The sequence below is a fragment of the Chitinophaga tropicalis genome, from assembly GCF_009758205.1.
In the GTDB taxonomy this organism is placed as follows: Bacteria; Bacteroidota; Bacteroidia; order Chitinophagales; family Chitinophagaceae; genus Chitinophaga; species Chitinophaga tropicalis.
Genome location: NZ_WRXN01000005.1, coordinates 1 through 25,400, shown reverse-complemented (window position 1 = coordinate 25,400; position 25,400 = coordinate 1). Strand labels below are relative to the sequence as shown.

Genomic DNA, 25,400 nt, shown 5'->3' with positions numbered 1-25,400 from the left:
CTCCGTTTTTGCCGGCGTAGTTTGCATTCTTATCTTACTGATAACACATTATCTCCTGTATAAGTTCTTAAAATCCAAAGTAAAAGTATGAAGAAGTCAGTTATTGTAATGATCATTGTAGTGGTGATTTTCCCTGTATTTTGCCTCCTGTGCTGTACAAGGATAGATGCAGGTCATGAAGGGATTAAAGTAAAGCAATATGGCACAGATAAAGGTGTTCAGGACATTTCACTGGTAACAGGCCGGGTATGGTACAATCCGCTGACAGAATCCGTTTACGAGTTTCCCGTCTTTGTACAGACTGCTGATTACAATCCGTTTACTGTAAACGCCCGTGACGGATCTATATTTACAGTAGATCCTACTATTACTTTCAGGGTTATTCCCGGTAAAAGCCCTGAGATCTTTAAGAAATACCGTAAAGGAATAAAAGAGATCACCGAAAGCACTTTATATAACTATGTGCGTGATGCCTTCCGCATACAGTTCAATAAGTATACTACAGACAGCATGATCAGCAGCAGGGAGAACTTCGAGAACGCCGTACAGAAGCAATTGTCAGACGCTTTGTTCAAGGAAGGTTTTGACCTGGAACAGCTAACCAGCGGTATTCAGTATCCCGAAACCATCACCCAGGCTATCGATGCCAAGAACCGGGCAGTACAGCAGGCTATGCAGGTAGAAAATGAGCTCCGTGTAACGGAAGCTAATGCAAAGAAGCTGATCATACAGGCAGAAGCAGAAGCCAGGGCAAACCAGCTTCGTCAGCAGTCGCTCACACCTTTACTGATCCAGCAACAGTTTATTGAGAAATGGGATGGTAAAACGCCTTTATATGGCAATTCTCCCGTGTTCTTTAAAAGTGTACAGTAGTGCATCTGAAAAATCTCCTCAAAAAAAACTTCCTTCAAAAAGTTCTCTCTTAACAAAACGGGTTTTGCCGAAGGCAAAACCCGTTTTGTTAAGCAGTTTTTTCATACTACACATCAAAAAACAACCTGGAATTTTATAACAGATTCTTCTTGATATAAGTACAGCTGGCAGTCAGTGTACCTATCGCACTGGGAACATAATTGTTTTCATGTTCTATGAAGAAATGTTTCATCCCTGAAAGCTTCGCTTCTGCGAAGATGGCTTTGAAATCGATACTCCCGGTTCCTACAGTGGTATTTAATTCAGGATTCGCTTTATCCATATCCTTTACATGCCACATCGTAAAACGTCCGGAATGTTCTTTGAAAAGCCTGATAGGATCATTACCGGAACGCACTACCCAGTAAAGGTCCATTTCAAAATCCACCAGGCTTTTATCCGTTTCTTTCAACAGGATATCATACCCGGTGGTATTACCAAAGGATTGAAATTCAAAATCATGATTGTGGTACGCCAGTTTAACACCTTCCTGGGCGCACAGTTTGCCGGCATCATTTAACCTTTTGGCAATCACTTTATAGTCGTCCGCGCTTTTCCTCAAAGCCTCATCTATCCATGGTGCAGTGATATATTTAGCTCCCAGGGTTTTAGCTGCCTTAATGGCTTCTTTCAGCTCATCTGTATTACCGTCAGCCAGGTAACTACCCAGTCCGTAGTGGCCACTTGGCGTTTTAAGGCCGTTTTTATCCAGTAGTGCTTTAAATTCTTTAGGTGATAATCCCCAGAACTGGTCCCTTTTTGAGAACCCGTAAGTTTCCACTTCCCCGAAACCTGCTTTAGCCACCTGCGCCAGTACCCCTGCCACATTTTTTGATATCTCATCCCTGAGCGAGTATAATTGCAGCCCCACAGCCTTTTTATCTATTGCAAAGGCGCATGAGGGTGTAATAAGGGCTGCCGCAGCCAGTATACCGCCGTTTGCTAAAAATTTTCTCCTTGTCAACATAACGCTACTGTTTAATTATGAGTTTTATGGGCAACAATATAATAAATATTAAATCCGAAAACGACTAAACGCTTCATTCCTCTGTTTAACTCCTTCTGAGCTGGATTAGTTTCTTTATTATAACTGGATTATTCAGGTAATCCAGGTTGTTTGTACTTTGCCACTAAAAACTATGACTTTTTCTATTCAACCTGTTCTGGAGAATGAAAGGATAATCCTTCAGCCCCTGGCGGAATCTGACTTTGATGTTTTATTCAACGCTGCATCAGATCAAAAGATATGGGAACAACATCCTCAGAAAGACCGCTGGAAAAAAGAGGTTTTCCAGTCCTTTTTTGAAAGTGCCATTCAAAGTGGGGGCGCATTCAAAATTATCGATAAAGACACAGGAGATGTGATTGGAAGCACCCGTTTCTTTGACTATGATGCGGCAGAGAACAGGATAGAGATCGGATATACGTTTTATGCAACCAGGTTCTGGGGCACCGGAATAAACCCGTCAGTAAAGAAGCTGATGATGGATTATATCTTTCAGTATGTAGATAGAGTATGCTTTTTAGTTGATTCTGAGAACTATCGTTCACAAATAGCCGTCGGCAGGCTGGGAGCTGCAAAAGTAAGAGAGGAGAGGGCTGCTAATGGTGAGCCCCCAAGATTGAATTTTGTATATGAGATCAAAAGATCCTCTAACCGGCCGCAGGCCCAATCCCCATCATTTAAAAAATGAGCCGCGCGCAGCGCAAAAAAATCAAACGGACGCACTACTTTCCTTTCCATGCCTTATACTTTCCCTTCATACAGTGCCCACAAGGCCTGTAACCCTCCGCAATCGCCTCTTCTTCATTTTCAAAGAATACCCGGTTCTCTGTTTTCATACGTTTACCGGAAGGGCAGGATAAGGTGCCGTAAATTTTACCCGGTTTATTCCCTCCAAGCGTAATAATACCTTTCCTGATAAGCCGGAGAACAGCAGCTGTCCCTATATCAATATGACCGATCATGACAGCCTGTTATTTTTAGCAGCCTCCCAGCCAATAATGGCATTCTTGCGGACACTTCCCCAGTGATACTGACCAATCTCTCCCGTAGCCTTGATAACCCTGTGACAGGGAATCAGGAACGCTACAGGATTATTGCCAACAGCAGTACCAACAGCCCTCGATGCGCCTGTATGTCCTGCTTTTTCAGCGAGATCTGCATAAGTGGTCAGGCCGCCTATAGGGACCTTTAGTAAGATTTCCCATACCTTGATCTGGAACTGTGTACCCTTCAGGTGCAGCTTTATCTGCCCCAGCTTACTCCAGTCCTGCCCGAAAATAAACAGGGCATTCTGCTGAATGCTGTCTACCAGCTGAGTGTAAGTTGCATTTGGAAAGGCACGCTTCAGGTTGGCGAAAGCGGTCTCCCTGCTTTCATCTGCAAAAGCCATATGACATATACCCTTATCCGTCGATGCTACAATGATAAGACCGAACGGGCTTTCTGCAAAGCTGTAATTGATATGAAGCAGCTCGCCTCCATTCTTATATTCACCAGGCGTCATACCTTCTATCTTGATGAAGAGGTCATATAGCCTGCCTGTCCCTGAAAGCCCTGTTTCAATGGCAGCATCTACCAGGGTTGCACCTGTTTTTTTCAATATATCTTTAGCATGTTCTACACTTAAATATTGCAGGAACTGTTTAGGCGTTACACCTGCCCATTCCTGAAACATACGCTGGAAATGGAAAGGGCTCAGGTGCACATGCTCAGCCGCTTCTTCCAGCCCGGGCTGGGTCTTGAAATTCTGCCTGAAAAATTCAATTGCTTCCGCAATCCTTTTATAGTTTATTTCCTGTTGTGTTTCCATGACTTTCCTGTTTTTAGCTTAAAGCATCGTGAAAAATAATGCCTAAAGTATGGCGGTTACCACTATGCAGCGGACTTACACCATGTTTCATACTCACCCTGTAATATCCTTTACTGCCTTTCACCGGCCGGAAATTGGTAGTGAAAAGCAGCATGTCACCTCTTTTGGGTTTAAGCACATTCGCTTTAGATTGTGCCCGGGGGATAGATTCTGTCAGTACAAATTCACCACCGGTATAATCTTCATCTGCTTCGTTTAAGAACAATACCAGCTGCATAGGAAAATAGATATCTCCGTACAGGTCCTGGTGTAGTGTATTAAAACCACCCTCACCATATCTGAGTATAAGAACGGTGGGTTTGGTCTGTCCGTGCTGATGACATAAAGCCTTTAGTTCCTGGTGTGTTGCAGGAAAGTGCTTATCTATATTCAGCACTTTCATCCATTGATTAGCCACCGGTGCAATGTACGGATATACAGTCTCCCTGATATCGGTGATCAGTTGCGGTAAAGGATACTGAAAATACTTGTATTCACCCATACCAAACCTGTATCTTTCCATCGAAATGGTTTTACGGTAGTCATCATCTGACTGGTATGCTGCAATCAACTCTTTACATTCTTCAGGGGCGAGTACTTCTTCTATAACGGCATAACCTTTCTCCGTAAGGCTTTCTGCAGCTTTCTGCCAGTCCTTTGTTTGTAGCCGTTTTATAATATTGCTCATTGTCTGCTGGATTAAGTTATTTACTTATGCAAAACTAATCAGCATGACATCCTTATAAAACCCGCTTCTTGCTATGATTACAGAGAATACTAACAATTTTGTTAGTATCTGACAATTAATTGCAGGGTCTGTAAAGTTAGATGCTGCCCGCTACTTTTGTAAAGAAATTTTCTAATACACTACCTGAAAAGGAAAATAATATGGATCTGTATTTAAAAGGAAAAACGGCAGTAGTGACCGGAGCCAGCCAGGGCATTGGCCGCGCTATTGCAAAGGAATTAGCCATTGAAGGTGTAACAGTGCTCGCTACTGCAAGAAACGAAGAATTATTGAAAAGTCTCAAAGATGAGATCGCTGCTGCGGGTGGCGTAGAACCAGTTACGTTAGTACAGGATTTTGTTGCGCCCGACGGACCGGAAAAGATCGCTGCAGCAGCATTGGTCAGCCTGGGGCATGTTGATATACTGGTTAACAATACGGGCCGTAGTCGCCCGGTAGATGTCGTAGGGCCGGAAGATGCCTGGACCGGCTCCATGACGATGGATTTTGACCGCCACCGGCAACTCACACAGCAGTTGTTGCCTCATTTTATAGAACGTAAACAAGGCGCCATTCTAAACCTTGTCAGCACCTATGAGTTGCGCACACTCAATGTCTCAGCAGTAGCCAAAGCGGCGGTAGTAGCATGGTCCAAGCAGCTTGCCGGGCAATTGGGGCAGCATGGTATCAGGGTCAACTGCTTACAGCCGGGCCTTATAGATACTGAGAATATCCGCCCTTATTTCCGTGGTGACGAGCGCAAGAAATTTGCTGAACGGGAGATCCCCTTGGGCGATTTCGGAGAACCGCAGGATATGGCCAACATGGCTGTTTTCCTGGTGTCTCCCCGTGCAAAATATATTACCGGCACCGTGGCCGTTGTAGATGGCGGTATGCGTCACCATCCGTTCTGAAAACAGGAAAAAAATAGCCCGGAATCTATATTCCGGGCTTCGATGCCGCAATCATTGTTGCTTGGTCAGTCATCTGTTAAATAGAACGGTTTGATATACTTACTATTGTCCACAAGTAGTACTTTCATACAGGAACAGAAATTGTGAGCCGCAACCCTGGTCAAGATAAGTACCAAGACCCCCATTACGGGTAGTTCTGCGTTTACAACCATAAGTTGTTCCGTTAGAGAAAAAGAACTGGTAACTGGTAGCAGCCGCAGGCCCGGTAGATGTCCACTCAACCAGCATATAAGTAGTATTGTTACCATCTATATAGCTACAGGTGCTGCTAAAGTTAGGTGTACTGTAAGTTTGATTACCCGGCACTGCAACTGTATAATGATAGTCTACAGGAGAAATAGGACCGAGCGATATTTTAATATCCACATTGACCGTGTAAGGAGTCTGATTAACAACTACGATATTGTCATCTCCGGAGCGACGGACTACTTTCGTCACCTTCTTCTTTACAGGTGGAATTTCAGTAGTTCCGGTAGAAGGATTAAAGGACATAAATGGCAACGCCAATGTCAGTAAAAAAACAGCAAAGTTTTTCATAATAACAGGGTTTAAGTATGATAAATATATTTGAGGGGCATTCCTTGCAGTGTTATGTATTTAGCCGGGTTATCTGAACGGTTGCTAAGATACAGTCTGAAAGTACTGAGTTGATCCGCATTTTATAAGTGCATCGGTTTAACAGATAACTGCATCGTTTCCTGTCATAACTGCAAATAAATGCTTACATCATCAGCCTGTCTAAAAACTCTCCCTTCTTTCTTTGAGATACTTCCAGCTCAGTACCATCCGTCATTATCACATATCCGCCCTTGCCTTTTATATAGCTTTTAATGAATTGCAGGTTAACAATGATACTGTGATGGATCCGGAAGAAATTGGCGGAATAAAGTTGTTCCTCATACAAACCCAGCCTTTGGGAGGAAATGATCCTGGAGCCGTTGGAAAGATAGAACATGGTATACGAACCTTCTGACCCGCACCAGATAATATCTTTCATGTCCACAAAGTCATAACCGTGAGGAGTAGGTATGCTTATCTTTTTATCATACCCGGTTCCCGGTAATTTGCGCAGCAGCTCATCAATGAAGGTGCGCGGAGCCCTGGTTGTCAGTCTGTCCCTTGCGCGCGTCAGGGTATCTTCAAACTCCTGTATGCCAATAGGCTTTAACAGATAATCAATAGCGGCAAAACGGAAGGCGTCCAATGCATAATTATCAAATGCGGTGATGAATATCAGCTCAAAGTTGCGGAAAGATAATTGTTTTAGAACATCAAAGCCGGTGCCATCAGCAATACGGATATCCATAAAAAGAAGGTCCGGTTCATTCACTTCTATTGCCTTTACGGCGCTGCTGATATGAGAGGCATTACCACAAATGGTCAGATCAGTTGCAAAATCGGAGATCATCTTCTGTAACACATACAGGCTTTTTTCTTCGTCTTCTACGATAAAGGTTTTAAAGGGCATAGTTAATGGGTTTTTATTGGGAAGAGCAGATGAACAATGGTACCGCTGGCAGCGTTGTCCAACGTTTGTTTATCAGTTACCTGCAATACTATCTGGTGTTTCTGAAGCGTGTTGATAGTATTGATCCGGTTAACAGTAATACTGGTGCCGAGAGATACGTGGCCATATTCTTTAGAGCTGTCACTTTGCATAGGTGCAGGCATACCAGGGCCGTTATCCTCAATGATACATTCAATATAATTACCTGCGCGGGTTATCTTAATGTTTAATATGCCCTGCCTGTCTTCCAGTGGAGCAATGCCGTGTTTGACAGCATTCTCCACATAAGGCTGAATGATCATGGCAGGAATTAATATATCTTCCTGCGGGATGTTATCAGATACATCTACCCGGTACTTCATTCTTCTGCCCAGTCTCAATTCTTCCAGTTCCAGGTACAGCTCCAGTATCCGTAGCTCATCTTTCAGTGAAATAACGGATGTGGTGCTGTGTTGCAGTATCTTCCGTATCAGTATAGAGAATTTATGAAGGTAAACATGAGCATTCCTCACATCGGCCTGCATCAGGTAGTACTGGATAGAAGTAAGGCAGTTAAAGATAAAGTGTGGGTTCATCTGCGCGCGTAGCGCCATAACTTCCAGGTCATGCATCCGCTTTTTCAGGTAATATTCTCCCTCCCTTTTCTGCAATACCCGGCGGTAAACCTCGTAGAATCCCAGCGCCGTCAGTATAAAGCTGAGCAGGTAAATGCACAGCAGGAAGCCGTTGGTTTTCCAGAAAGGTGGATCATTAATGATAATTATACTTTTAGGACTATCGCTTTTTTCCCTCCATCTGTCTACTGCACGCACCTCGAAGGTAAAGCGTCCAAAAGGTAATGCAGGAAACTCTATTGTATTGTTCGTAATGTTATTCCAGTTATTGTCCAGCTCTTTCAGGCGGTATTCATAATGTATCTGCTTCCCGCTCCTGTAGGAGATCCCTGACAGCTCTATCTGAAGCTTGTTTTTCTTGGGCCCCAGTACAATAGTATCTGCTACCGGTAATGTTTCATTGCCGGCCGCTATCCTGCTGATATTGATCATAGGATGCAGGGCGGAATGACTGATATAACTCTTCGGAAAGTAGGAGATACCCCTGGCTGTGGCAGCCCATACATAGTTTCCCATAGGTAACGTCTGATTCACTTCATTGGTGGCCAGCCCATCATCTTCTGTTATGTTGGAGAGTGTGTAGGCCAGCCCGGCTTTACGCCAGTGATAGTCTATCTTTGCAATGCCCTTGTTGGTAGATACCCAGGCAGTGTTCTTATCAAAAGAGACATGTTTACAGGTATTGCTGGGCAGGCCCTGCTCTTTTTTGATAAATGTGAGCACGGAATCTTTCAGTATTGCTACCCCCTGTTGGGTAGATATCCATAGTGCAGTATCAGGTGCTATATCCAGGTGATGTATAATACCGGCCAGCGCAGGATACTTCCGGCCAAGATAATGTACCACTCCATTTGAAAACGTATATACCCCATGCATAGTACCCCAGTAATATTGTCCGTCCAAACCAGTCAGGCTGGTAATTCTATTGGAAATCAGTACTTTATCAGTCCCTCTTTTCAGTTTTGTCTGTATCATCCCCCTGGATGTACCCAGTAATATTGTACCATCCCGCTGTACATGTATTGCCTTTACATCAGTTGTAATAAGGTCTTCAGCCATTCCCTTATCAAGCAGCTGTAATGAGCGGTCAGACCCAGCCAGCAGCCTGCCATTTGCCAGAGGCCATATTTCAAGTATCCTGTTATTCCTGACTGTCTGGTTAGGTACTTGTCTGCTGCTCAGGTTTACAGTATTTACCTGTATGATGCTGCCATCGGCAAAGCCGGCTGTTATTATGTTGTTGCCGGATGCCCTTATACACAGTGCATTCTTTACTGTCATATCAGACAATGTATGAAAGCTCATGTCGGGTAAATGGAAAACGCCTTCACCATGGGTAGTGACCCAGTATCCGTTCTCTTCGTCTTTTATAATTGAAGTACAGGAACTGCTGGTAAAGTAAGAATGCAGGGTAAAACGGGAAGTCAGGAAGTTCTTTATACAAAGCAGCCCCAGGTTCCTGGTACAGACCCACAAAGTAGAATCATTCTCACAATAGAGAGAGTTCAGGTCATCATTTCTGAACGGCATGAGACCCAACTGGTGTAACGATATGACAGGATATATTCTTTCAGCATTGCAGTAGTAAATGGAATCAGGAGTATGGAACACGATACCTTTCTTATCCGCAGTAAGAGAGGAGAAAGCGTTTGTAGAGAAGGGAAGGTGATAATATCCGTATCTTTTAAAGAGGTAACGCTTTTCAGTGCTTTTATCTTTAACTGATATACTATAGTGTAATGTATCAAAAATTGAAAAGTAGAAACTGACTTTTTGTGTGGAAGATGCCCGTAATATTGGCCAGCTTCGGAGCTGTTGCCAGAGGTCCGGTTTGAAATGCGGAATAAATTGCCATCTCCCGGGGGTATTCACTGCGCTGTAATATCCTCTGAAGCCCTGGGTGCCCCTGTTCTGTTCTGCTACCAGTACGATTGAATCTGTTAGCCGGTCTTCACAAATGTTGGTTACTCCGGTACAATGATCAAAGCGGATAATAGTGCCGTTATGGTAAACAGATGGGATGCCCAGCAATGAAATAAACCAGATATTGTTATGCCTGTCCAGGTACAACTTTATTATTTCATTATCCGGCAGGCCGTCTTCTCTGAAATAGTTGGTAAATGTTCTTCCGTCAAAACGGCTTACTCCCTGGTTGGTGGCAAACCATATAAACCCGTTCTTATCCTGTAATGCCTGGTAAACAACCGCTCCCGGAAGCCCGTCTTTAACAGTAAGTTGTTTGAAGGATAATTCCTGGCTATAGCCACATAAGCAGCAGCAAAGTAAAATGGGAATTATGAGGGTACGCATCAGGGTTCTCTTTTCATATTGGCCGTGGAAACATATGAATATAGTAAATAATAGGCTAATAAAAAAAGCCTGCTGCCAACTGAAAATATGCACAAAAAATCCCTTTGCCAGGAGCAAAGGGATTTCAGAAGAATAAAGATTGGGGCTTCTCAGGATCTGAAATAATGTCCCAGGTCAATATCCTGGAGCAGGCCGATCTGTTTGGGCTGCCATCCCAGTTGTTCCCGGGTGCGTTCACTTGACACATGGTTATCAATTGCTGCAAAATAAGAGAACCAGTCAAAATGAGCAGCCGCTTCTTCCATAGACTTGCTCACAACCGGCACGTTCAGGTGTTTGCCTATTATACCGGCAATGTCCCGGAACAGTATACCTTCCTCTGCAACCGCATGATAGCGGACACCTCCAACCCCTTTTTCCAGCGCCAGCCTGAAAAGATGCGCCGCATCAAACCGGTGCACGGACGGCCAGCGGTTAAGCCCTTCGCCTATGTAGGCCGAAGCGCCTTTCTCACGGGCAATTTTAATGAGAATAGAGATGAAACCATGGTCGCCCTCCCCATGTACAGATGGCGGAAGACGCACTGCCGATGCACATACACCACGCTCTGTCAGCAAACCAGTCATTTCTTCCGAGATGATACGGGGAGAAGAGGACAGGCTGGAAGCGGAGACATATTCCTCTGTAGCCAGGAATCCACCCTTGAGCAATCCCGTTCCGGAACTGATAAGCAGGGGACGGCTGGAACCGGCTAACGCTGAGCCCAGCGCTTCAAGGGCGCGTTTCTCTATCTCACAGCTTTCCTGGAATTTAGTGAAATCATGAACAAAGGCTGTATGGATCACACCATCAGCCTTGGCAGCGCCACTCCGGAGACTTTCCAGGTCCATAAGATCTCCCCTGTGCACCTGGGCGCCGGCAGCTATAAGAGACTGAGCGCCAGCATCTGAGCGGGTAAGCCCCAGGACCTGGTGACCAGCGCCAATTAATTCCCGGACAACGGCCGAGCCAATAAAGCCCGTTGCCCCTGTTACAAAAACACGCATATTCTGTACTTTAGTTTAGTAAACAATGCAAATTTGAGACGGAAGGCTGCCCTGAAACAAGGGCATTTGACACAATTTTTTGAGGTCATTTGACCTAACTTTGAATCAAATTGAATTTCAGCGATGTTTGAAGCTTTCGAAAACTATATGATGTCCAGAGCAGATCTTACTAAAGATCAGCTGAAATATATATGCTCCCTCGCAACAATGAAGAAATTGCGCAGAAGACATCTGTTGCTGAAAGAAGGAGAAGTATGCCAGTATAAAATATTTGTTTCTAAAGGGCTGTTATATACTTACCGTAGAAAGGATGATGGCACTGAATATATTATGCGGTTTGCACCTGAAGATACATGGACCATAGACCATGAAAGCTATAATAACCAGACACCGTCAGTATATAATATAGAAGCGCTGGAAGATTCAGAAGTAATGTTGTGGAGACGGGACGAATTTGAGGAATTAGCTACTGCAATTCCCACATTTAAGGGCCTTTCAGATCAATTGAAGGCAAATAGCTTAGATATCAGCCAACAACGCATCCTGAAGAATATCAGTTATACTTCTGAAGAGAAATACGAAGATTTCATTACTTCATACCCTGACATTTTCAGACGTGTACCCCTACATATGGTGGCGTCTTTTCTTGGCGTATCCAGAGAAACACTTAGCCGTATCAGACATGCACGGCTTAAACAAAATAATTTATAAATTACACTATCTGATTGAAATAACAATCAGATAGTGTCTCAGTTTGGCCTGCAGGGCAATACCCCTGGCAAAAAAGTTCAAACTGATACACCACCATCAATCAGTGGATAATGTTAACTAAATTTATTTGATAATTTAAACCCATGAAGAACCGATTCCCCCTTAATTGTTTACGCCACAGGAGTTTGGCTATCCTTATAGCTGTGAGCGTCATTGGTTGTGCAAAACCGGAAACACTGAAAGCCGCTAAACTTACCGCTGTTGGTCCTCAGGCTGTTAAAACCTATTATGTTGCTCCGACAGGGAACGACAATAACGACGGTTCTGTCAATTCTCCCTTCCTGACCATTCAGCGGGCACAAACCGCCGCAATTGCAGGAGATATCGTCTATATACGTGGGGGTAACTACGTTATGTCAGAAGCCCAGATAGCCAGGACAGAATCGTTATACGCCTGCGTTACCTATCTCAACAAAAGCGGCACAGCCAGCGCCAGGATACAGTATTTGGCCTATCCGGGTGAAAAACCCGTGTTTGACTTCAGTAATGTGAAACCAGCAGAGAAACGTATCACAGCTTTCCTCATTACAGGATCTTATATCACAATTAAAGGACTGGACGTAAAAGGTGTACAGGTAACGCTTACCGGGCATACGCAGAGTGAATGCTTCCGTAACGAAGGCAGCAATAATATCTACGAAGGACTTAAAATGCATGATGGCAAGGCTAACGGCTTTTACCTGACAAAAGGAGGCAATAACCTGGTACTGAATTGCGATGCTTACAACAACTGGGATGATGTTTCTGAAGATAAAAAAGGCGGCAATGTAGATGGCTTCGGATGCCATCCTAATAAAAGTGGGGCAGGTTATACAGGCAACGTTTTCAGAGGATGCCGGGCATGGTTTAACAGCGATGACGGATTTGACTGTATCAATGCCATGGAGGCTATTACATTCGATAACTGCTGGTCTTTCCATAACGGCTATTCCCCCTCATTTGTAAAACTGGCTAATGGACTGGGATTCAAGATCGGCGGGTTCGGTGTAACCGACTTCAGCAGGGTCCCACCCGTTATTCCCCGCCACACCGTTAAATTCTGCCTGGCTGTCGAAAACAGGACGGCTGGCTTTTACGCCAATCACCATCTTGGTGGCACAGACTGGTATAATAATACCGCCTATAAAAACCCGGTTAATTATAATATGCTTAACAGGAGCGCTGATTATACCGCAGATGTACCAGGATACGGACATACGCTGAAGAATAACCTGGGCTATAAAGCAACTTCCAGCGAGATCATCAATATTGATCTGGCTAAATGCAATGTAAGCAATAACTACTTTCAATTAAGCAATATAAGTATCACAGATGCAGATTTTGCAAGCCTTACAGCATCTTTGCTAACGCAGGCGCGTAACGCAGATTTTACATTGCCTGTCAACGATTTTCTGCATCTTGCAGCAGGAAGTGACCTGGTAGATAAAGGAATAGATGCCGGACTGCCTTACTCAGGGAATAGCCCGGACCTTGGTTGCTTTGAATATAAGAAGTGAGTAAATACATTGTTCGGGAAACTCACTAAAAATAGCGATTTATTGATAGGGGGACATATCCTATCTTCGTTTTATATAACCCAGACTAAATTACATCCGATCCAACATGAATGCATTGGTAAACGCATTGAAGAAAAACAGCCTGATGGAAGCCTCAGCCCTTCTTCAGCAGGGAGAAAAGATCCCCCGTAACCTGCCAGGTTATGAGAGCAGACAGATATTTGAGAACCTGCTGAAGGCTAAAGCCTATGGGCTGATACTGGAACTGGCAGACAACGGTTCTGTAGAAATGGACCTTTATGAGTACGAAAAGCTGGATGGTACTATTTTTGAGACTCTCTTCAGGCAAATAACATCTGAGGATGAACAACAGCAATTCCTGCGTGATTTTATCTCAAAGCTGGATAATATCAATGATGCTGTTCAGAATAGGACATTACTGGAGGTTGCATTTGTGAGCCAGGCCCCGATAGAGACCATCCGCGCACTGGTAGATGCAGGTTGCAATGTACAATATAAAGACAATGCAAATGCAGGCTACCTGTATAAGATTATACAGGAATTCGGCATCCGGGAAGAAAAAGGCCTGGAATATTTCGCTTTCCTGCTGGAACAGGGACTAGACGTTAATGAAGGAAATATTGTCGGAGACACACCCCTGCACTTCGCCATTAACAAGAATAAAAAGCAATACATCGACTTCCTGCTGCAGAACGGAGCAGACCTCAACCAGCCTGACAGGAACGGAGAAACGCCGTTTTATGCCGCTCTGGTCCACCAGGTTTGCGATACAGATACTTACAGGCGGCTTGCTGCTTTCACCCCACCAGACTTCAATATCGTTAATAAGAACGGCGAAACACTGTTGCTCGGCGCTGTACGCATGCGTAGAAGGGGAACCGAAATAGAGGCTGCACTGTTGAAAGCCCTGGTGAACGACGGGGCCGATGTATACCAGACATCTCCACACTACGGAAGAGAAAAATCCGCACTGGACTGGCTCTGCGAACAGCCGGCTGAAATGCTGGAAGCTGTATTGCAAACCGGAGTGGTAGATGTAAACAGGAAAGATGATGCAGGAAATACGTTGCTGCACAAAGTATGCGCTTATAATGTGAACTATGAACAGGAAGCCGCCCGGCAATTGTACCGCAAGGTAAAGCTGCTCATTGAGAATGATGCAGACCCTAATGCTACCAACGATCAGGACCAGACACCCATGATGCTGGCCGTACAGGATAATCTCAAGTCTAAAACAGTTGAACTATTATTAAAACATAAGGTATAGTCCATGTCCATGTCTTTTATAATTGCCTGTGAAAGCGGCAAAAGAAAAATCGCGGAAATCCTGCTCGCCAATAAAGAGGTGGATGTAACTTATACAGATGAGAAAGGCCGCACTGCCATTCATTACGCCGCTCACCAGGGATACCTGGACCTCGTAAAACTTTTACTGGAAGCCGGCTCTGACATTGATTACGAAGATCATAACGGAGAAACACCTTTTTATTTCGCCTGCCTGCAAAAACAGAAACAGACAGCGCTTTACCTACTGGAGAAAGGCGCCCGTTTCAATATCAATGATAACCAGGGTAATAGCCTGCTGCACCTTACTGCCCGGACCGGCCAGCGGGAAGTGATGGAGAAATTGCTGGAACAGGGCATGGAAGCAGACGGGGAAAATAACAATGCAGAAACGCCACTAATGATAGCTGCTGCCTGGCGCAATAAAGACATAGCAGAACTGCTCATAAAAAATGGCGCCAACGTAAATGCTACCAACAAAATTGGTGATACTCCGCTGCTGATGGCTATACGTACCAAAAATCAGCCCATGGTCAGCTTACTGCTGGAGAATAATGCCAACGTAGATCATGTGAATCATGCCGGCGATTCTGCCCTGCTCATTGCCTGTTACGATACCAACCGTATGCTTACCAACCTGCTGGTACAACATGGAGCTAATGTACAGGTAACATCGAAGGATGGACTTTCACCTATCTGGTACGCCTGTGCCAATAATCAGAAAGAGATAGTAAGCCTGTTCCTGGATAACGGGGTGGATGTGAACTTCAGCCAACCGGTTTCCGGCAGTACAGAAAGCATGAGCACCTACCTCAGCTGGGTGGAAGAATCCAATAACCTGTCTATGGAAGCCAGCTTCAGCTTTAACCACAGCTATAGTTACGGAGGAGAAAGCATGTTACATGTAGCTGCAAAGAATGGTCACCTGAGTATGGTCAAACTCCTGCTGGAACGTGGGGCTAACGTCAATATACAGGATGAATCAGGTAACACAGCGCTGCATTATGCTACTTCCGCAGGTAAGAAAGATATTGTGAAATACTTGCTGGAGCAGGGCGCAGATGCTATCATAGTGAATTCGAAAGAACAGAAGGCGATCGATTATGCTTCCATCAAAGGATTTAACGAAATAGCAGCCCTGCTGCTGGGGCAAAGTACTAACACAGGTAAGACTGCTCCTGTTGCATCAGCAGCTGTACCGGATATAAAGAAAGCATTGCTTGACCTGAAAGAATTACTTGACGCCGGCATCTTATCTGAAGCGGAATTCCAGGAGCAAAAGGCAAAGATCCTGGCTGGTAAAACGGCTTAGTTAAAAGTGGTACTTTATTAATATATATTGATCGATTATGCAATTGCCTTTTATTGAGATCATTGAATCTGTAACTCCCGACCCCAACCTCCTCATGTGGAAATTTCCTGACGAGGACAAGGAAATAAAGGACGGAGCTATGTTAACCGTGAGGGAAAGCCAGTCTGCTCTGCTATTGAATGAAGGCCAGCTGGCCGATGTGTTCACCGCAGGAAGACATAAGTTGGAAACAGAGAACATTCCCCTGTTCACACGCCTCAAAGGCTGGAAATATGGCTTCAAAAGCCCCTTTAAAGCTGATGTCTATTTCTTCAATACACGTCAGTTCTTCAATCTTAAATGGGGAACGCCTGCACCGGTATTGATGAGGGACAAGCAATTCGGACAGGTAAGGGTCCGCGCTTTCGGCTCTTTCAATGTCCGTATATCAGATATAGGAAAATTCTTCAAAGAGTATGCTGGTACCTATCCTCAGCTGACCATTACAGAGCTGGAATGGGAACTGCGTGACTTTATAGCGCCGAAGTTTACAGAAGTACTGGCACAGGCTGATATTGCCGTGATAGATGTAGCCGGTAATCTCTCTGCTCTGAATGAAAAAGTACAGCCGCTTATTCAGCCGTATTTTAACGAGCTGGGACTGGAGGTGACCAGCTTTACAGTTGTCAGCGCTACATTACCGGAAGAAGTACTGAAGCATTATGATACCGTTACCGGTATGAATATGGTGGACGACATGAATAAATTCTCGCAATTTAACATGGCCAACGCTATCGGGAATGACCATACCACAATGAATGACGCTGCCAAACAGGCAATGGCAATGGCTATGATCATGAACCAGCAACGGCCGGCAGCCCAGCCCCAGTCCCAGCCGGCTGAAGATGTGACAGCAAGGCTGAAAAAGCTCAAACTGCTTTTTGATGAAGGATTGATCAACGAAGCAGAATATACCGCTAAAAAAGAAGAGCTGTTAAAACTCCTGTAAATATGCCCGAAGAAGAAAAAAAACGGACACAATCCTTCCTGGAAAAACTAAAGGAAAAAGCCCTGAATCAGCAGAACTACGGAGGGGACGGAACTTTTGAAGAAGCACGTATGGAAGTACGCGATTGCCCCAATTGTGGCGCCGGAAGAGCCTACAGGGATGGATTAACCGCCTGTGCATACTGTGGCTTCAGCTTCATGGATATTAAACTGACTGATGGCATTCACATAAAGAAGAGTAACAATTCATAATGGAGGAAATACTTAAACAAACACAGGAACGATGGTTTGTTTTCCTTGAAAAACTGGAAGCCCGGATGGAAGAGATGTGCACTGCCGCTATCCCCGAGCTGAAAAAAGTTTTTGAAGAAGACCAGGACCCTTTTAAAAGAGCCCATGGCCGTATGTTATCGGGATTATTAGGGCAATTGCGGCAAATGAGGGAGAAAGCAGATGAAGTAAGAGAAGAGAAGATCATCGGAACAATGTATTCTGTAGGAGATATAGCATATGATTTCCGGGAGGCATGCTACGACCGGCATAATGAATTTGAAGAAAAACTTCAACGTTATACCGAGTTGCTGGAAGAAACGGCCGAAAGGAGAGACCTGGAAGCCTTCTACCAGGAACAGCTGGCAGCATTTGAAGCCATCAGAGACAAGTTCACCTGTAAACAGTGTGGTGGGAAAATAACGATATCCAAAATGTTCTTCATCGCCACTTATATGACATGCTCCTATTGTCAGACCCAGAACACCTTTTTACCATCCACCGGCGCACAGCTGGTTCTGCATCAGGCCCGCAGCCTGGCAGAGCAGCGTACTGCACATTTGCAGAAGGCCTATGAAGACGGTTATCCCAACGATCCGCTCTTATACAAACAATACCTTCGTGCCATGTTTGACGAATGGAACAAGATCGTACCCGATATGGCGGCAGAGAATGAGAAATTCTATCTACGTCTGCTGAAAGACAACAATATTGAACATCCATAAAAACAAATTCATGTCTCAGAACCAACTACTAGAACCTATTCACGGTATCAGCCTCGAAGATTACAGCGCAGCCTGCGCAAAACTGGGAAACGGCATGGACGAGCAGGCCGTTGCCGGAGCACTTGGTGTAGAATTACCAGTATGGCAGGAAGCCAGCCTGCTCTGGGCTGAACGTATGAAACAGGACTCTACTTTTGAAGTTATAACGCTCTTCGGTCAGTACTTCGGACAGGCAGACCAGCATCCGAAATTCAGCAATGCAACAGCCGGCGCCTCAGGTGGAGGTGGATATACCGCACAGATCAAAGCAGACAGAGCTTTCTACGAAGAACTGGAAGTAGCAAGGAACGTTGCGTACGAATACGGTCTGGACGGCGCTCAATGGATAGTAGAGAAATATGGCATCGCCCTGGGTGATTTCCAGATCGCAGCTTCTCAGTGGAATGCAGAGATACATGCAGATCTGCAGGCTGATTTTGAAGGATACAGCCAGAGGCAGGAAGCTTATCGTGCAAAATACCAGCAATTATTTGCTTCTGCACAAGGCGGAAACGTAGCAGACGATATTACGTTTTAAAGTACTTTTACAGGCAGAAAACCCTTTATTATAAAGGGTTTTCTGTTGATGCTAAACACTTTGTCTGGGGGGGAGCTCTTTCCTCCTTATCCTGCTGAATGTTTCCGGTGTCATTCCCAGCATGGAAGCTATGTATTGCAGGGGCACCTGGTTAAACAGTTCCCTGTTATGTTCATAGAAGAACCGGTACCTCTCTTCAGCTGTCATGGAAAGATGACTGTAGATCCGGTTTTCCAGTATCACAAAACACCGTACCAGGAACAGCTTTTCAAGTTCAGGCCAGCTGCTCACTACTTCTCCTATCTCTTTATATTTTTCCTTACTGATTATGTATACCTCACAGTCTGTCAATGCCTGAATTGTCCAGCGTGCAGGGCCTTCAAAAATAAAACTGGACAGATCTGTTACGAAATTCCCTTTTACTGATATCCATTGTGTTACTTCCCGGTCTTCTGTCGTGGCTGATATTCTCATATAGCCTGACTGAACAAATGCCAGCTTCTGGCAGCTTCTCCCTGCATGAAGAAAAGTATCTCCCTTTTTCAGGGTGGTTAGATTGAAGAATGTACTTATTGTCTCCAGTTCATCAGCCTGCATTACTCCAAAGCAGGCTTTAATATACTCCTGTAGTTCCAGCATTGTAGGTTATTTATGATTGTATCATAAATATACCTCTTTTCATATTCCGTTAAAAACGCCAGCCTAAATGTACTGTAGGGAATATACGAAAGCTTTGATTCTCATAAGAATGCTCTTCGAAAACGATCTCATCTATCTGAAATACTTTGTCAATGCCTATCCAGGGAGTAATATAAAAGCCTTTCCCATCCCTGTTTTTACCACTGAACATAATACGGTAACCTCCCCTGATGCCCGCACTTAGCGTTGTTCCTTTTTCCTTATGTCCGTTCTTCTTATAAGTAGCTCTTTCAAACGTATAGTCAGACTGAGCTCCGATAAACCATCCTCTTGCTTCTTTTCCTGTATAGTCAACTTTAAGACCAAATCCTCTTGAATATTCTTTAAAATCATCATTCTCACTGAGGAATTTTGGAACTTCAATACCAAAAATACCAACATCATAACGGAAAGAATTCTTCTGGTATCCAAGATGAACGGAATAACCTTTAAGGGCATAAGCAATGGGGTCAGCTTCAATTTCAACATGTCCTTTGCTGGTAGTGGTCTGGGCAGATACTTCCATTCCGGTAATAAAGCCAAATAATAATACAGACGCTAAATATTTCATTTAATTTCTTTTAGTACATCAAAGGTATCATACCGGGGAGCAGCTTTTCTTGACAAAAATCAAGAACTTACCGGCAAAACCATTAATACCCCAAACTTCACCACTGCCTCCCTTTCTCCTTCCATTGAAGGCATCTTCACTATTCGCCTTTTCTGATAAGACTAATTTTAAAGAAAGGTGGATGCCGAAAAACCTTGATAAGAGTAGGCATATTGTATACTTCAAAATACCGTTACATGAGACAGGGAAACGAATATCTTATCAGGTTGGAGAATACTCCGACAATCAGTGTCAAACTTGGATGGGCCATTATACGTGGTGGTGGCAACACCTACCCGGTCGATCTTAAAGATCTCACAAAATCTCCGGGTATGGATTGTTCAGCGCATGTTGTCGCATTAGCTAACAATCCCTACGAGGCAGGAGATTATTCAAACGGTCCTGAAATAGGACTGGTAATGAATAATGCAGACCCTAAAGAGCCGGGAGAAGCCATACGCATTACTCTTATTACCGCATTGTAGTGACAGAGAAGTAAATTTTTAGCGGATCTCTGCTTAAAAATTGCTTTTGCCTTCAGGTGAAAGCAATTTTTTTGAGCAACATTAACATTTTATATAAGGAGTTATCATTTTATATAAGGAGTTATACCAGCTCAGCTTAAAGCGTCAGATATTCTTAAAACACTGTCCCTGTTTCTCTGACCTGCCAGCTACCTTCAGCCACTTCTTCATCAAGCTCCTCGTAATCCCATCCGCAGTAACCTATAAATATCTTGATATCTTTTTCTGTAAGAGTGCCATTGTTAATATAATACACAGCTGCTTTGAAATCTCCTCCCAGCAAGATGTTATCAGTCACCGGTGTACCACCGGTTATCAGGTCAGGCCGCCGATGTACAAAGTAAAGATGCTCCTGGTCTACCGGCCCGCCTTCATACAACGAAAAAGGTTTTATATTCTTAAATTCTTCCAGCTCATTCAGCTTTCTGGGAAATTCTTTGTTCACTACAAAGCCCATTGCCCCCTTTTCATTATACTCTGTAATGAATATTACTGCATTCTCAAAAAAGGTTTCCTCCAGGAGGGATGTACTGTTCAAAAAATTGCCCGCGTTCATATATTTCAAAGGTAACACAAGTTGCTATTGCTTTGATGAATTTTCAGCAATACTCTAAACCAAATCGCCGGCTCTGCTGTTATGATATTAATTCTAATATGTTTACCACCAAAATAAAGTTTATGAAAAAACTGATCAAACAGCTCAGTATAGCTGTACTGGCTCTTATGCTGGCTCCAAAAGCAGGGGCGCAATCCCTGGAAACGGTCAGGGAACAAATGGTGAAGGACTGGGAAAGGGCAAAGGAATATACAACGGAATACCTGAACACTATGCCGGCCGATAAGTATTCGTTCAGACCTAATGACAGTATCCGCAGCTTTGCAGAACAGATGCTGCATATAGCTACAGCAAATGTATTTCTGACATCCCAGGTTACACCCGGTAAGTTCCCGGACGGGATCAATTTCGAACTGGAAAAGCGCGCTACTGCTCAGAATAAGGATTCAGTGGTATCTTATGTTATGGCCAGTTATGATTATGCTATTAACGCAGTTAAAAATTCTGATATAAAGAAATGGTGGGAAGAGGTAACGCTGTTCAACAGGTTTAAGTCAACAAAATTTGCGCTGTTGAATAAAGCGTTTGAGCACCAGACACATCATCGCGGTCAGACAACGATATATATACGTCTGCAGGAAATAAAACCACCACAGGAAAAGTTATTCTGAGAAAGAATTCTCCATAGTTATTCATGACTGTATGTCAATAATCATTACTGACATACAAAAAAGGCTGTATCTGAAAACGATACAGCCTTTGGGTGTTTGTATTAGTGCTTGCCATCACTTATCCAATATCGTAAATTCCGTTCTGCGGTTTACCTGGTGTTCTGCTTCAGTACAGCGTACACCATCGGCACAGCGGTTCAGCAGTCTTGTCTCGCCATAACCTTTAGCTACAAGCCGGCTGGCAGCAATGCCTTTAGAAATAAGGTAGCCTACAATTGATTCTGCACGGCGTTGCGATAATTTCAGGTTGTAGCTGTCACTGGCGCGACAATCAGTATGGGTAGCCAGTTCTACTTTCCAGTCAGGGTTCTCCTTCAGCAGGCTGACCAGTTTATCAAGCTCCGGCATTGACGCTGGTGTAATGTTCCATTTTGCGAGGTCAAAATACACGTTCTCCAGTTTGAAGGTTTTCCTGGTTGGCGGTACCGGCGCAGGTGTTTTGGCTGGCTCTGGTTCAGGACTTGTAAGATATGCGTCCTGGCGAAGGGCGGCAGATTCAGACAGGCCTTTTGTTGTGAGGCTGAATCCTGTTGCAGGGTTATAACCTGTTTTTGCCACACTCAGCCCATAGCTGGAAATGCTGTCCAGCGGGAAGCTGTAATTACCCTGTGCATCTGTAACAGCCTTTTGCTGTATACCGGTCCCTTCGTTATAAAGGGTTACTTCGGCATCAGGCAGCGCTTTACCGGTCTTTTTATCCAGTATAACGCCGGTCAGGTTAAAGATGAGGACCCTGTACGGAGTAAAGCGATAAATATCATCGCTGCCTTTGCCGCCGGGTCTGTTAGAAGAGAAGTATAAAGTAGTATTGATAACAGCAGGTGCAAGGTCATCGCCGGCACTGTTCACAGGGCTACCCATGTTCCTCGCGGTCCATTGGCCGTTCTTTTCTTCGGCTTTGAATATGTCAAGTCCGCCCATTCCCGGATGACCGGCAGATGCAAAATAAAGCGCACCTTTTTTGTCAACCAGGGGAGTACGCTCGTCCCCGGCAGTATTGATATCCGGTCCCATATTTACAGGAGATTGCCATTTACCTTCATTGTCTTTCCGGCTATAGTAGATATCCGTACCTCCGTATCCCTGGTCTTTGTATTCAGCAACGAAATAGAGGGTCTGTCCGTCTGGAGTGATGAAAGGATCGCCTACGGGATAACTGAAGATACCATTATAAGGGAAAGAGGTATTGGGCTTCCAGTTTCCGGCAGTATCCCGCTGTCGTTCCATGATCTCGATATGCAGTGTATACGGTTCGTCTTTACCCAGCAGGGAGTTCCGTTTTCTTTTCAGCTCGGTTACTGCATAGTAGAGTTTTTGTCCGTCGGCCGTATAGCTTGCATTTGCACTATGATAATCACCATTAATGTTTCTTCCCAGCAGCCTGGTGCTGTTGCTGTCTGTTCCATTATTTTCATACAGGTGAAGATAGCTGTTGCCCGTCCATCCGTAATACTTTTTCCGGATATTACTGGTATTGAAGGCAGGTGTGCGTCTAAGAGAGTCGTAAGGACGGTCAGATGCAAATATGATCCTGTCGTTACTAAATGCGGTGCTCCAGTCAGACCAGGGGCTGTTCAGTGCTTTCATGTTTTCGAAATCACCCTTTACCGGCGTGGCCAGCCAGGTTACTGCACTGTCGCAACCCCTGAGCATGGATACAGCGGTTTTGTTGTCCGGTTGCCTGGTCAGATAGTTCTGCAACAGGGTTTTAGCTTCTGCATATTTACTCTGGTTGATAAGAGTGCCTGCGTAGTGTATCTCATCATTTTCCGTATGGTCCGGCATAGATAACAGCTTTTCATACCAGGAGGCTGCATGGTCATAGTCGTTCAGTAAACGGTAGCTGTCTGCCAGTCCTCTTGCTGCTGTTAAAGAATTCTTTTTATGATAAGCCTTTTCGTACAGGGGAATAGCTTTTGCATAGTTGTATAGGGAAGCTTCACTGTCAGCCTGTTTTATGATGTATTGTCCCTGTGCTGTCCTGCACGCTGCAATGGCTATCATCAGGCCCAGAAAAGAGGAGAAGCTGTATTTTATTTTATACATAGTGATTGCTGTAATAGTGATCAAAAATATCTTGGAGATAACATCCTGGCCTTGGGTGCTGCAAAGAAATAACCCAGGGAAAGCTCATGAGTAGGGTAGCTGTTAGCGCCTGTTCCGTTCATTGTCTGATCATACGCGTATCCCATCCTGAGTTTACTGTTGATGAATATCTGTACCAGGCCTACTACAGCTCCTGATTTGGTAACTGAGCTGTTTATGTTATTCCTGTTAAACAATGCAGTGCGGTAAGCCGCTCCCAGCCAGAGCTTCTGATCTAACAGGAAGAAGGCGTTCAGGTCTATGCTGGTTGGGCCTGCAAAATCTTCTTTCAGCAGGAAGGAAGGCTTCATTAATACCTCTTCTGACAATGGGACCAGTCCGCCGGCGGTGAGGTACAGGTGTGGCTTTAACGGTACATAGTTCTTTAGTGTACCGGAGCGCTGGAAAGTATTAGTAGTAAGGTTATCTGCGGATAATCCTGCAAAGAACCTTTCGCTGTTGTAATAAACTCCCACTCTTACATCTGGCATCAGTGATGTTTTTTTAGCGTTAGAGAACATCACGTCATTTTGTGAAGCCGGGTTCAGGGCTTCCACGTTCAGCTTTTGTTGGAGAATGCCTCCACTGATACCAACTGCCAGGGTTTTATTACCCGCTTCATCTACAGGGATACGGTAAGCATAGCTGCCATATAATGCGGTATTCTTCTGTGCTCCCAGCTGGTCATTCATGAGCTGTAAACCTAATCCTACGCGTTTGTTGTTAATAGTTCCATCTGCAGCGGCAGAGAAGGTTTTGGGCGCTCCGGGAAAGCCAGACCATTGGGTCCGGTAAAAGACGTTCACATTCCATTGTTCACGGTAACCTGCATAGGCAGGGTTGATATATAAGCCGTTAAACATGTACTGGCTGAACTGGACGTCCTGCTGGCTGTAGGCTGGCAGGAACATAAGAGAATATATCAGCAGGAGAATTATCCTGGTAAAGATCTTATACATAAACTTGTTTTAACTTTTGTTAGGACCTGTTTGTTTCAGAAGACTACCGGCCATGCCGGTAGTCTTACTGTTCGTTTTATCGCATCAGCATTACAAACCCATTGATGGTATGCCATTTCCCTGCGACATCCTGCACCTTCAGGGTATAGTAATATGTTCCTGCGTTCAGGCCCTGGCCATCCCATTCACTCTGGTAATTCTTCTGCCTGTAAAGCATGTTGTTCCAGCGGTTGAAAATGATAATTTCGTTCTGGACATATTTCTCTAATCCTCTTATTACCAGTTTATCATTGGCGCCGTCACCGTTAGGAGTGATAACATTTGGAATGTCTATATCATTCTGTGTTACAGTAATAGTTACAGTAGCAACGTTGCTCCAGTTACCGGTTGCGTCTTTCACTCTGTAGGTAAATGTATCTGCGCCGGTGTAACTTGCATCAGCAGTATATACTATTGTACCATCAGTGTTCACTATCACAGTACCATGTTGAGGCTGTGCAATGATCTCTACTGTTGAAGGATCTATTTGCCCTTCTGCAGCGGCGTCATTTGTCAGCACAGGAATAGTGACGCTGCTTCCTTTTTTGATATCTGTAGCATCATTTTCAGCTACAGGAGAAGTAGTGTCTCTCTGTGTTACTGTAATAGTTGCTGTAGCGGTATTACTCCAGTTGCCTGAGGCATCCTGTACTCTATAAGTAAATACATCTGTACCTGTATAATTGGGGTCCGGAGTGTATAAAACAGTTCCATCAGTGTTCACAGTTACGGTACCATGTTGCGGCTGTGTAACTATTTCCAGCGTTGAAGGAACGATCGGGCTACCTTGCGGCGCATCATTTGTCAGTACAGGTATAGTAACGTTGCTG

Annotated in this window: 27 protein-coding genes; 13 read left to right on the top strand and 14 right to left on the bottom strand. The window is 44.4% G+C overall.

What is annotated here, in order from left to right; genetic code table 11:
* Positions 1–87: 87 nt before the first annotated feature.
* Positions 88–873, top strand: a complete 786-nt coding sequence (locus tag GO493_RS12675; RefSeq protein ID WP_157306548.1) for a prohibitin family protein — start codon at positions 88–90, stop codon at positions 871–873.
* A 133-nt stretch (positions 874–1,006) separates the two neighbouring features.
* On the opposite strand, the gene GO493_RS12670 is transcribed toward GO493_RS12675, so the two are convergent.
* On the bottom strand, positions 1,007–1,879 hold the full coding sequence (locus GO493_RS12670; protein WP_157306547.1) for a sugar phosphate isomerase/epimerase family protein: 873 nt from the start codon (positions 1,877–1,879) through the stop codon (positions 1,007–1,009).
* Between the two features lie 172 nt (positions 1,880–2,051).
* On the opposite strand from GO493_RS12670, the gene GO493_RS12665 reads away from it, so the two are divergent.
* Positions 2,052–2,606, top strand: a complete 555-nt coding sequence (locus GO493_RS12665; protein ID WP_157306546.1) for a GNAT family N-acetyltransferase — start codon at positions 2,052–2,054, stop codon at positions 2,604–2,606.
* A 34-nt stretch (positions 2,607–2,640) separates the two neighbouring features.
* Here GO493_RS12665 and GO493_RS12660 read toward each other — a convergent pair whose 3' ends face one another.
* The 3 genes from GO493_RS12660 to GO493_RS12650 are packed head-to-tail and all read right to left on the bottom strand — an operon-like array spanning position 2,641 to position 4,455.
* Positions 2,641–2,880: an Ada metal-binding domain-containing protein gene (locus GO493_RS12660; protein ID WP_157306545.1), complete on the bottom strand. Its 240-nt coding sequence runs from the start codon at positions 2,878–2,880 to the stop codon at positions 2,641–2,643.
* The gene (locus GO493_RS12655; protein WP_157306544.1) at positions 2,877–3,728 is read right to left on the bottom strand and encodes a methylated-DNA--[protein]-cysteine S-methyltransferase; all 852 of its coding nucleotides are present in this window, start codon (positions 3,726–3,728) and stop codon (positions 2,877–2,879) included. The genes GO493_RS12660 and GO493_RS12655 overlap by 4 nt, the downstream gene beginning before the upstream one ends.
* Before the next feature lie 13 nt (positions 3,729–3,741).
* Complete coding sequence (locus GO493_RS12650) at positions 3,742–4,455, bottom strand: 2OG-Fe(II) oxygenase (protein ID WP_157306543.1); 714 nt, start codon at positions 4,453–4,455, stop codon at positions 3,742–3,744.
* A 200-nt stretch (positions 4,456–4,655) separates the two neighbouring features.
* On the opposite strand from GO493_RS12650, the gene GO493_RS12645 reads away from it, so the two are divergent.
* A complete protein-coding gene (locus tag GO493_RS12645; RefSeq protein WP_157306542.1) occupies positions 4,656–5,408 on the top strand; it encodes an SDR family NAD(P)-dependent oxidoreductase in 753 nt (250 codons plus the stop codon).
* A 102-nt stretch (positions 5,409–5,510) separates the two neighbouring features.
* On the opposite strand, the gene GO493_RS12640 is transcribed toward GO493_RS12645, so the two are convergent.
* From GO493_RS12640 to GO493_RS12625, 4 genes are all read right to left on the bottom strand, one after another.
* Complete coding sequence (locus tag GO493_RS12640; protein WP_157306541.1) at positions 5,511–6,005, bottom strand: hypothetical protein; 495 nt, start codon at positions 6,003–6,005, stop codon at positions 5,511–5,513.
* Positions 6,006–6,189: 184 nt separating this feature from the next.
* On the bottom strand, positions 6,190–6,936 hold the full coding sequence (locus GO493_RS12635) for a LytR/AlgR family response regulator transcription factor (RefSeq protein WP_157306540.1): 747 nt from the start codon (positions 6,934–6,936) through the stop codon (positions 6,190–6,192).
* A 2-nt stretch (positions 6,937–6,938) separates the two neighbouring features.
* Positions 6,939–9,899 carry a ligand-binding sensor domain-containing protein gene (locus tag GO493_RS12630; RefSeq protein WP_157306539.1) on the bottom strand — a complete coding sequence of 987 codons (2,961 nt, stop codon included), beginning with the start codon at positions 9,897–9,899 and terminating at the stop codon, positions 6,939–6,941.
* A 149-nt stretch (positions 9,900–10,048) separates the two neighbouring features.
* The gene (locus tag GO493_RS12625) at positions 10,049–10,945 is read right to left on the bottom strand and encodes an SDR family oxidoreductase (protein ID WP_157306538.1); all 897 of its coding nucleotides are present in this window, start codon (positions 10,943–10,945) and stop codon (positions 10,049–10,051) included.
* Between the two features lie 123 nt (positions 10,946–11,068).
* Here GO493_RS12625 and GO493_RS12620 point away from each other — a divergent pair, with 123 nt between their 5' ends.
* The 8 genes from GO493_RS12620 (at position 11,069) to GO493_RS12585 (ending at position 18,388) form a co-directional block, all read left to right on the top strand.
* Positions 11,069–11,656: a Crp/Fnr family transcriptional regulator gene (locus GO493_RS12620; RefSeq protein WP_157306537.1), complete on the top strand. Its 588-nt coding sequence runs from the start codon at positions 11,069–11,071 to the stop codon at positions 11,654–11,656.
* A gap of 143 nt (positions 11,657–11,799) precedes the next feature.
* A complete protein-coding gene (locus GO493_RS12615) occupies positions 11,800–13,212 on the top strand; it encodes a right-handed parallel beta-helix repeat-containing protein (protein WP_157306536.1) in 1,413 nt (470 codons plus the stop codon).
* A gap of 106 nt (positions 13,213–13,318) precedes the next feature.
* Positions 13,319–14,500: an ankyrin repeat domain-containing protein gene (locus GO493_RS12610; RefSeq protein WP_157306535.1), complete on the top strand. Its 1,182-nt coding sequence runs from the start codon at positions 13,319–13,321 to the stop codon at positions 14,498–14,500.
* Between the two features lie 9 nt (positions 14,501–14,509).
* A complete protein-coding gene (locus GO493_RS12605; RefSeq protein ID WP_198315700.1) occupies positions 14,510–15,829 on the top strand; it encodes an ankyrin repeat domain-containing protein in 1,320 nt (439 codons plus the stop codon).
* A gap of 37 nt (positions 15,830–15,866) precedes the next feature.
* Complete coding sequence (locus tag GO493_RS12600) at positions 15,867–16,817, top strand: SPFH domain-containing protein (RefSeq protein ID WP_157306533.1); 951 nt, start codon at positions 15,867–15,869, stop codon at positions 16,815–16,817.
* A gap of 2 nt (positions 16,818–16,819) precedes the next feature.
* Entirely contained in the window at positions 16,820–17,068 is a 249-nt protein-coding gene (locus GO493_RS12595; RefSeq protein WP_157306532.1) for a hypothetical protein, read from the top strand.
* Entirely contained in the window at positions 17,068–17,811 is a 744-nt protein-coding gene (locus tag GO493_RS12590; protein WP_157306531.1) for a zinc finger-like domain-containing protein, read from the top strand. The genes GO493_RS12595 and GO493_RS12590 overlap by 1 nt, the downstream gene beginning before the upstream one ends.
* A gap of 10 nt (positions 17,812–17,821) precedes the next feature.
* A complete protein-coding gene (locus tag GO493_RS12585) occupies positions 17,822–18,388 on the top strand; it encodes a DUF6620 family protein (RefSeq protein WP_157306530.1) in 567 nt (188 codons plus the stop codon).
* 51 nt (positions 18,389–18,439) lie between these two features.
* On the opposite strand, the gene GO493_RS12580 is transcribed toward GO493_RS12585, so the two are convergent.
* Complete coding sequence (locus tag GO493_RS12580) at positions 18,440–19,027, bottom strand: Crp/Fnr family transcriptional regulator (protein ID WP_157306529.1); 588 nt, start codon at positions 19,025–19,027, stop codon at positions 18,440–18,442.
* A gap of 49 nt (positions 19,028–19,076) precedes the next feature.
* On the bottom strand, positions 19,077–19,637 hold the full coding sequence (locus GO493_RS12575) for a hypothetical protein (protein ID WP_157306528.1): 561 nt from the start codon (positions 19,635–19,637) through the stop codon (positions 19,077–19,079).
* A gap of 236 nt (positions 19,638–19,873) precedes the next feature.
* Between GO493_RS12575 and GO493_RS12570 the strand changes: the two genes are divergently transcribed.
* Positions 19,874–20,161, top strand: coding sequence for a hypothetical protein (locus GO493_RS12570; RefSeq protein ID WP_157306527.1), 288 nt, complete (start codon positions 19,874–19,876; stop codon positions 20,159–20,161).
* 154 nt (positions 20,162–20,315) lie between these two features.
* On the opposite strand, the gene GO493_RS12565 is transcribed toward GO493_RS12570, so the two are convergent.
* Positions 20,316–20,756 (bottom strand): YqgE/AlgH family protein, encoded by a 441-nt coding sequence (locus tag GO493_RS12565; RefSeq protein WP_157306526.1) that lies wholly within the window; start codon positions 20,754–20,756, stop codon positions 20,316–20,318.
* Between the two features lie 122 nt (positions 20,757–20,878).
* Between GO493_RS12565 and GO493_RS12560 the strand changes: the two genes are divergently transcribed.
* Entirely contained in the window at positions 20,879–21,427 is a 549-nt protein-coding gene (locus GO493_RS12560) for a DinB family protein (RefSeq protein ID WP_157306525.1), read from the top strand.
* A 114-nt stretch (positions 21,428–21,541) separates the two neighbouring features.
* Here GO493_RS12560 and GO493_RS12555 read toward each other — a convergent pair whose 3' ends face one another.
* The 3 genes from GO493_RS12555 to GO493_RS12545 form a co-directional block, all read right to left on the bottom strand.
* Positions 21,542–23,533 carry an OmpA family protein gene (locus GO493_RS12555; RefSeq protein WP_157306524.1) on the bottom strand — a complete coding sequence of 664 codons (1,992 nt, stop codon included), beginning with the start codon at positions 23,531–23,533 and terminating at the stop codon, positions 21,542–21,544.
* A 20-nt stretch (positions 23,534–23,553) separates the two neighbouring features.
* Positions 23,554–24,531 (bottom strand): PorP/SprF family type IX secretion system membrane protein, encoded by a 978-nt coding sequence (locus GO493_RS12550; RefSeq protein WP_157306523.1) that lies wholly within the window; start codon positions 24,529–24,531, stop codon positions 23,554–23,556.
* 76 nt (positions 24,532–24,607) lie between these two features.
* Positions 24,608–25,400: Ig-like domain-containing protein (locus GO493_RS12545; RefSeq protein WP_157306522.1), on the bottom strand; the 793-nt coding region annotated here is incomplete at its 5' end.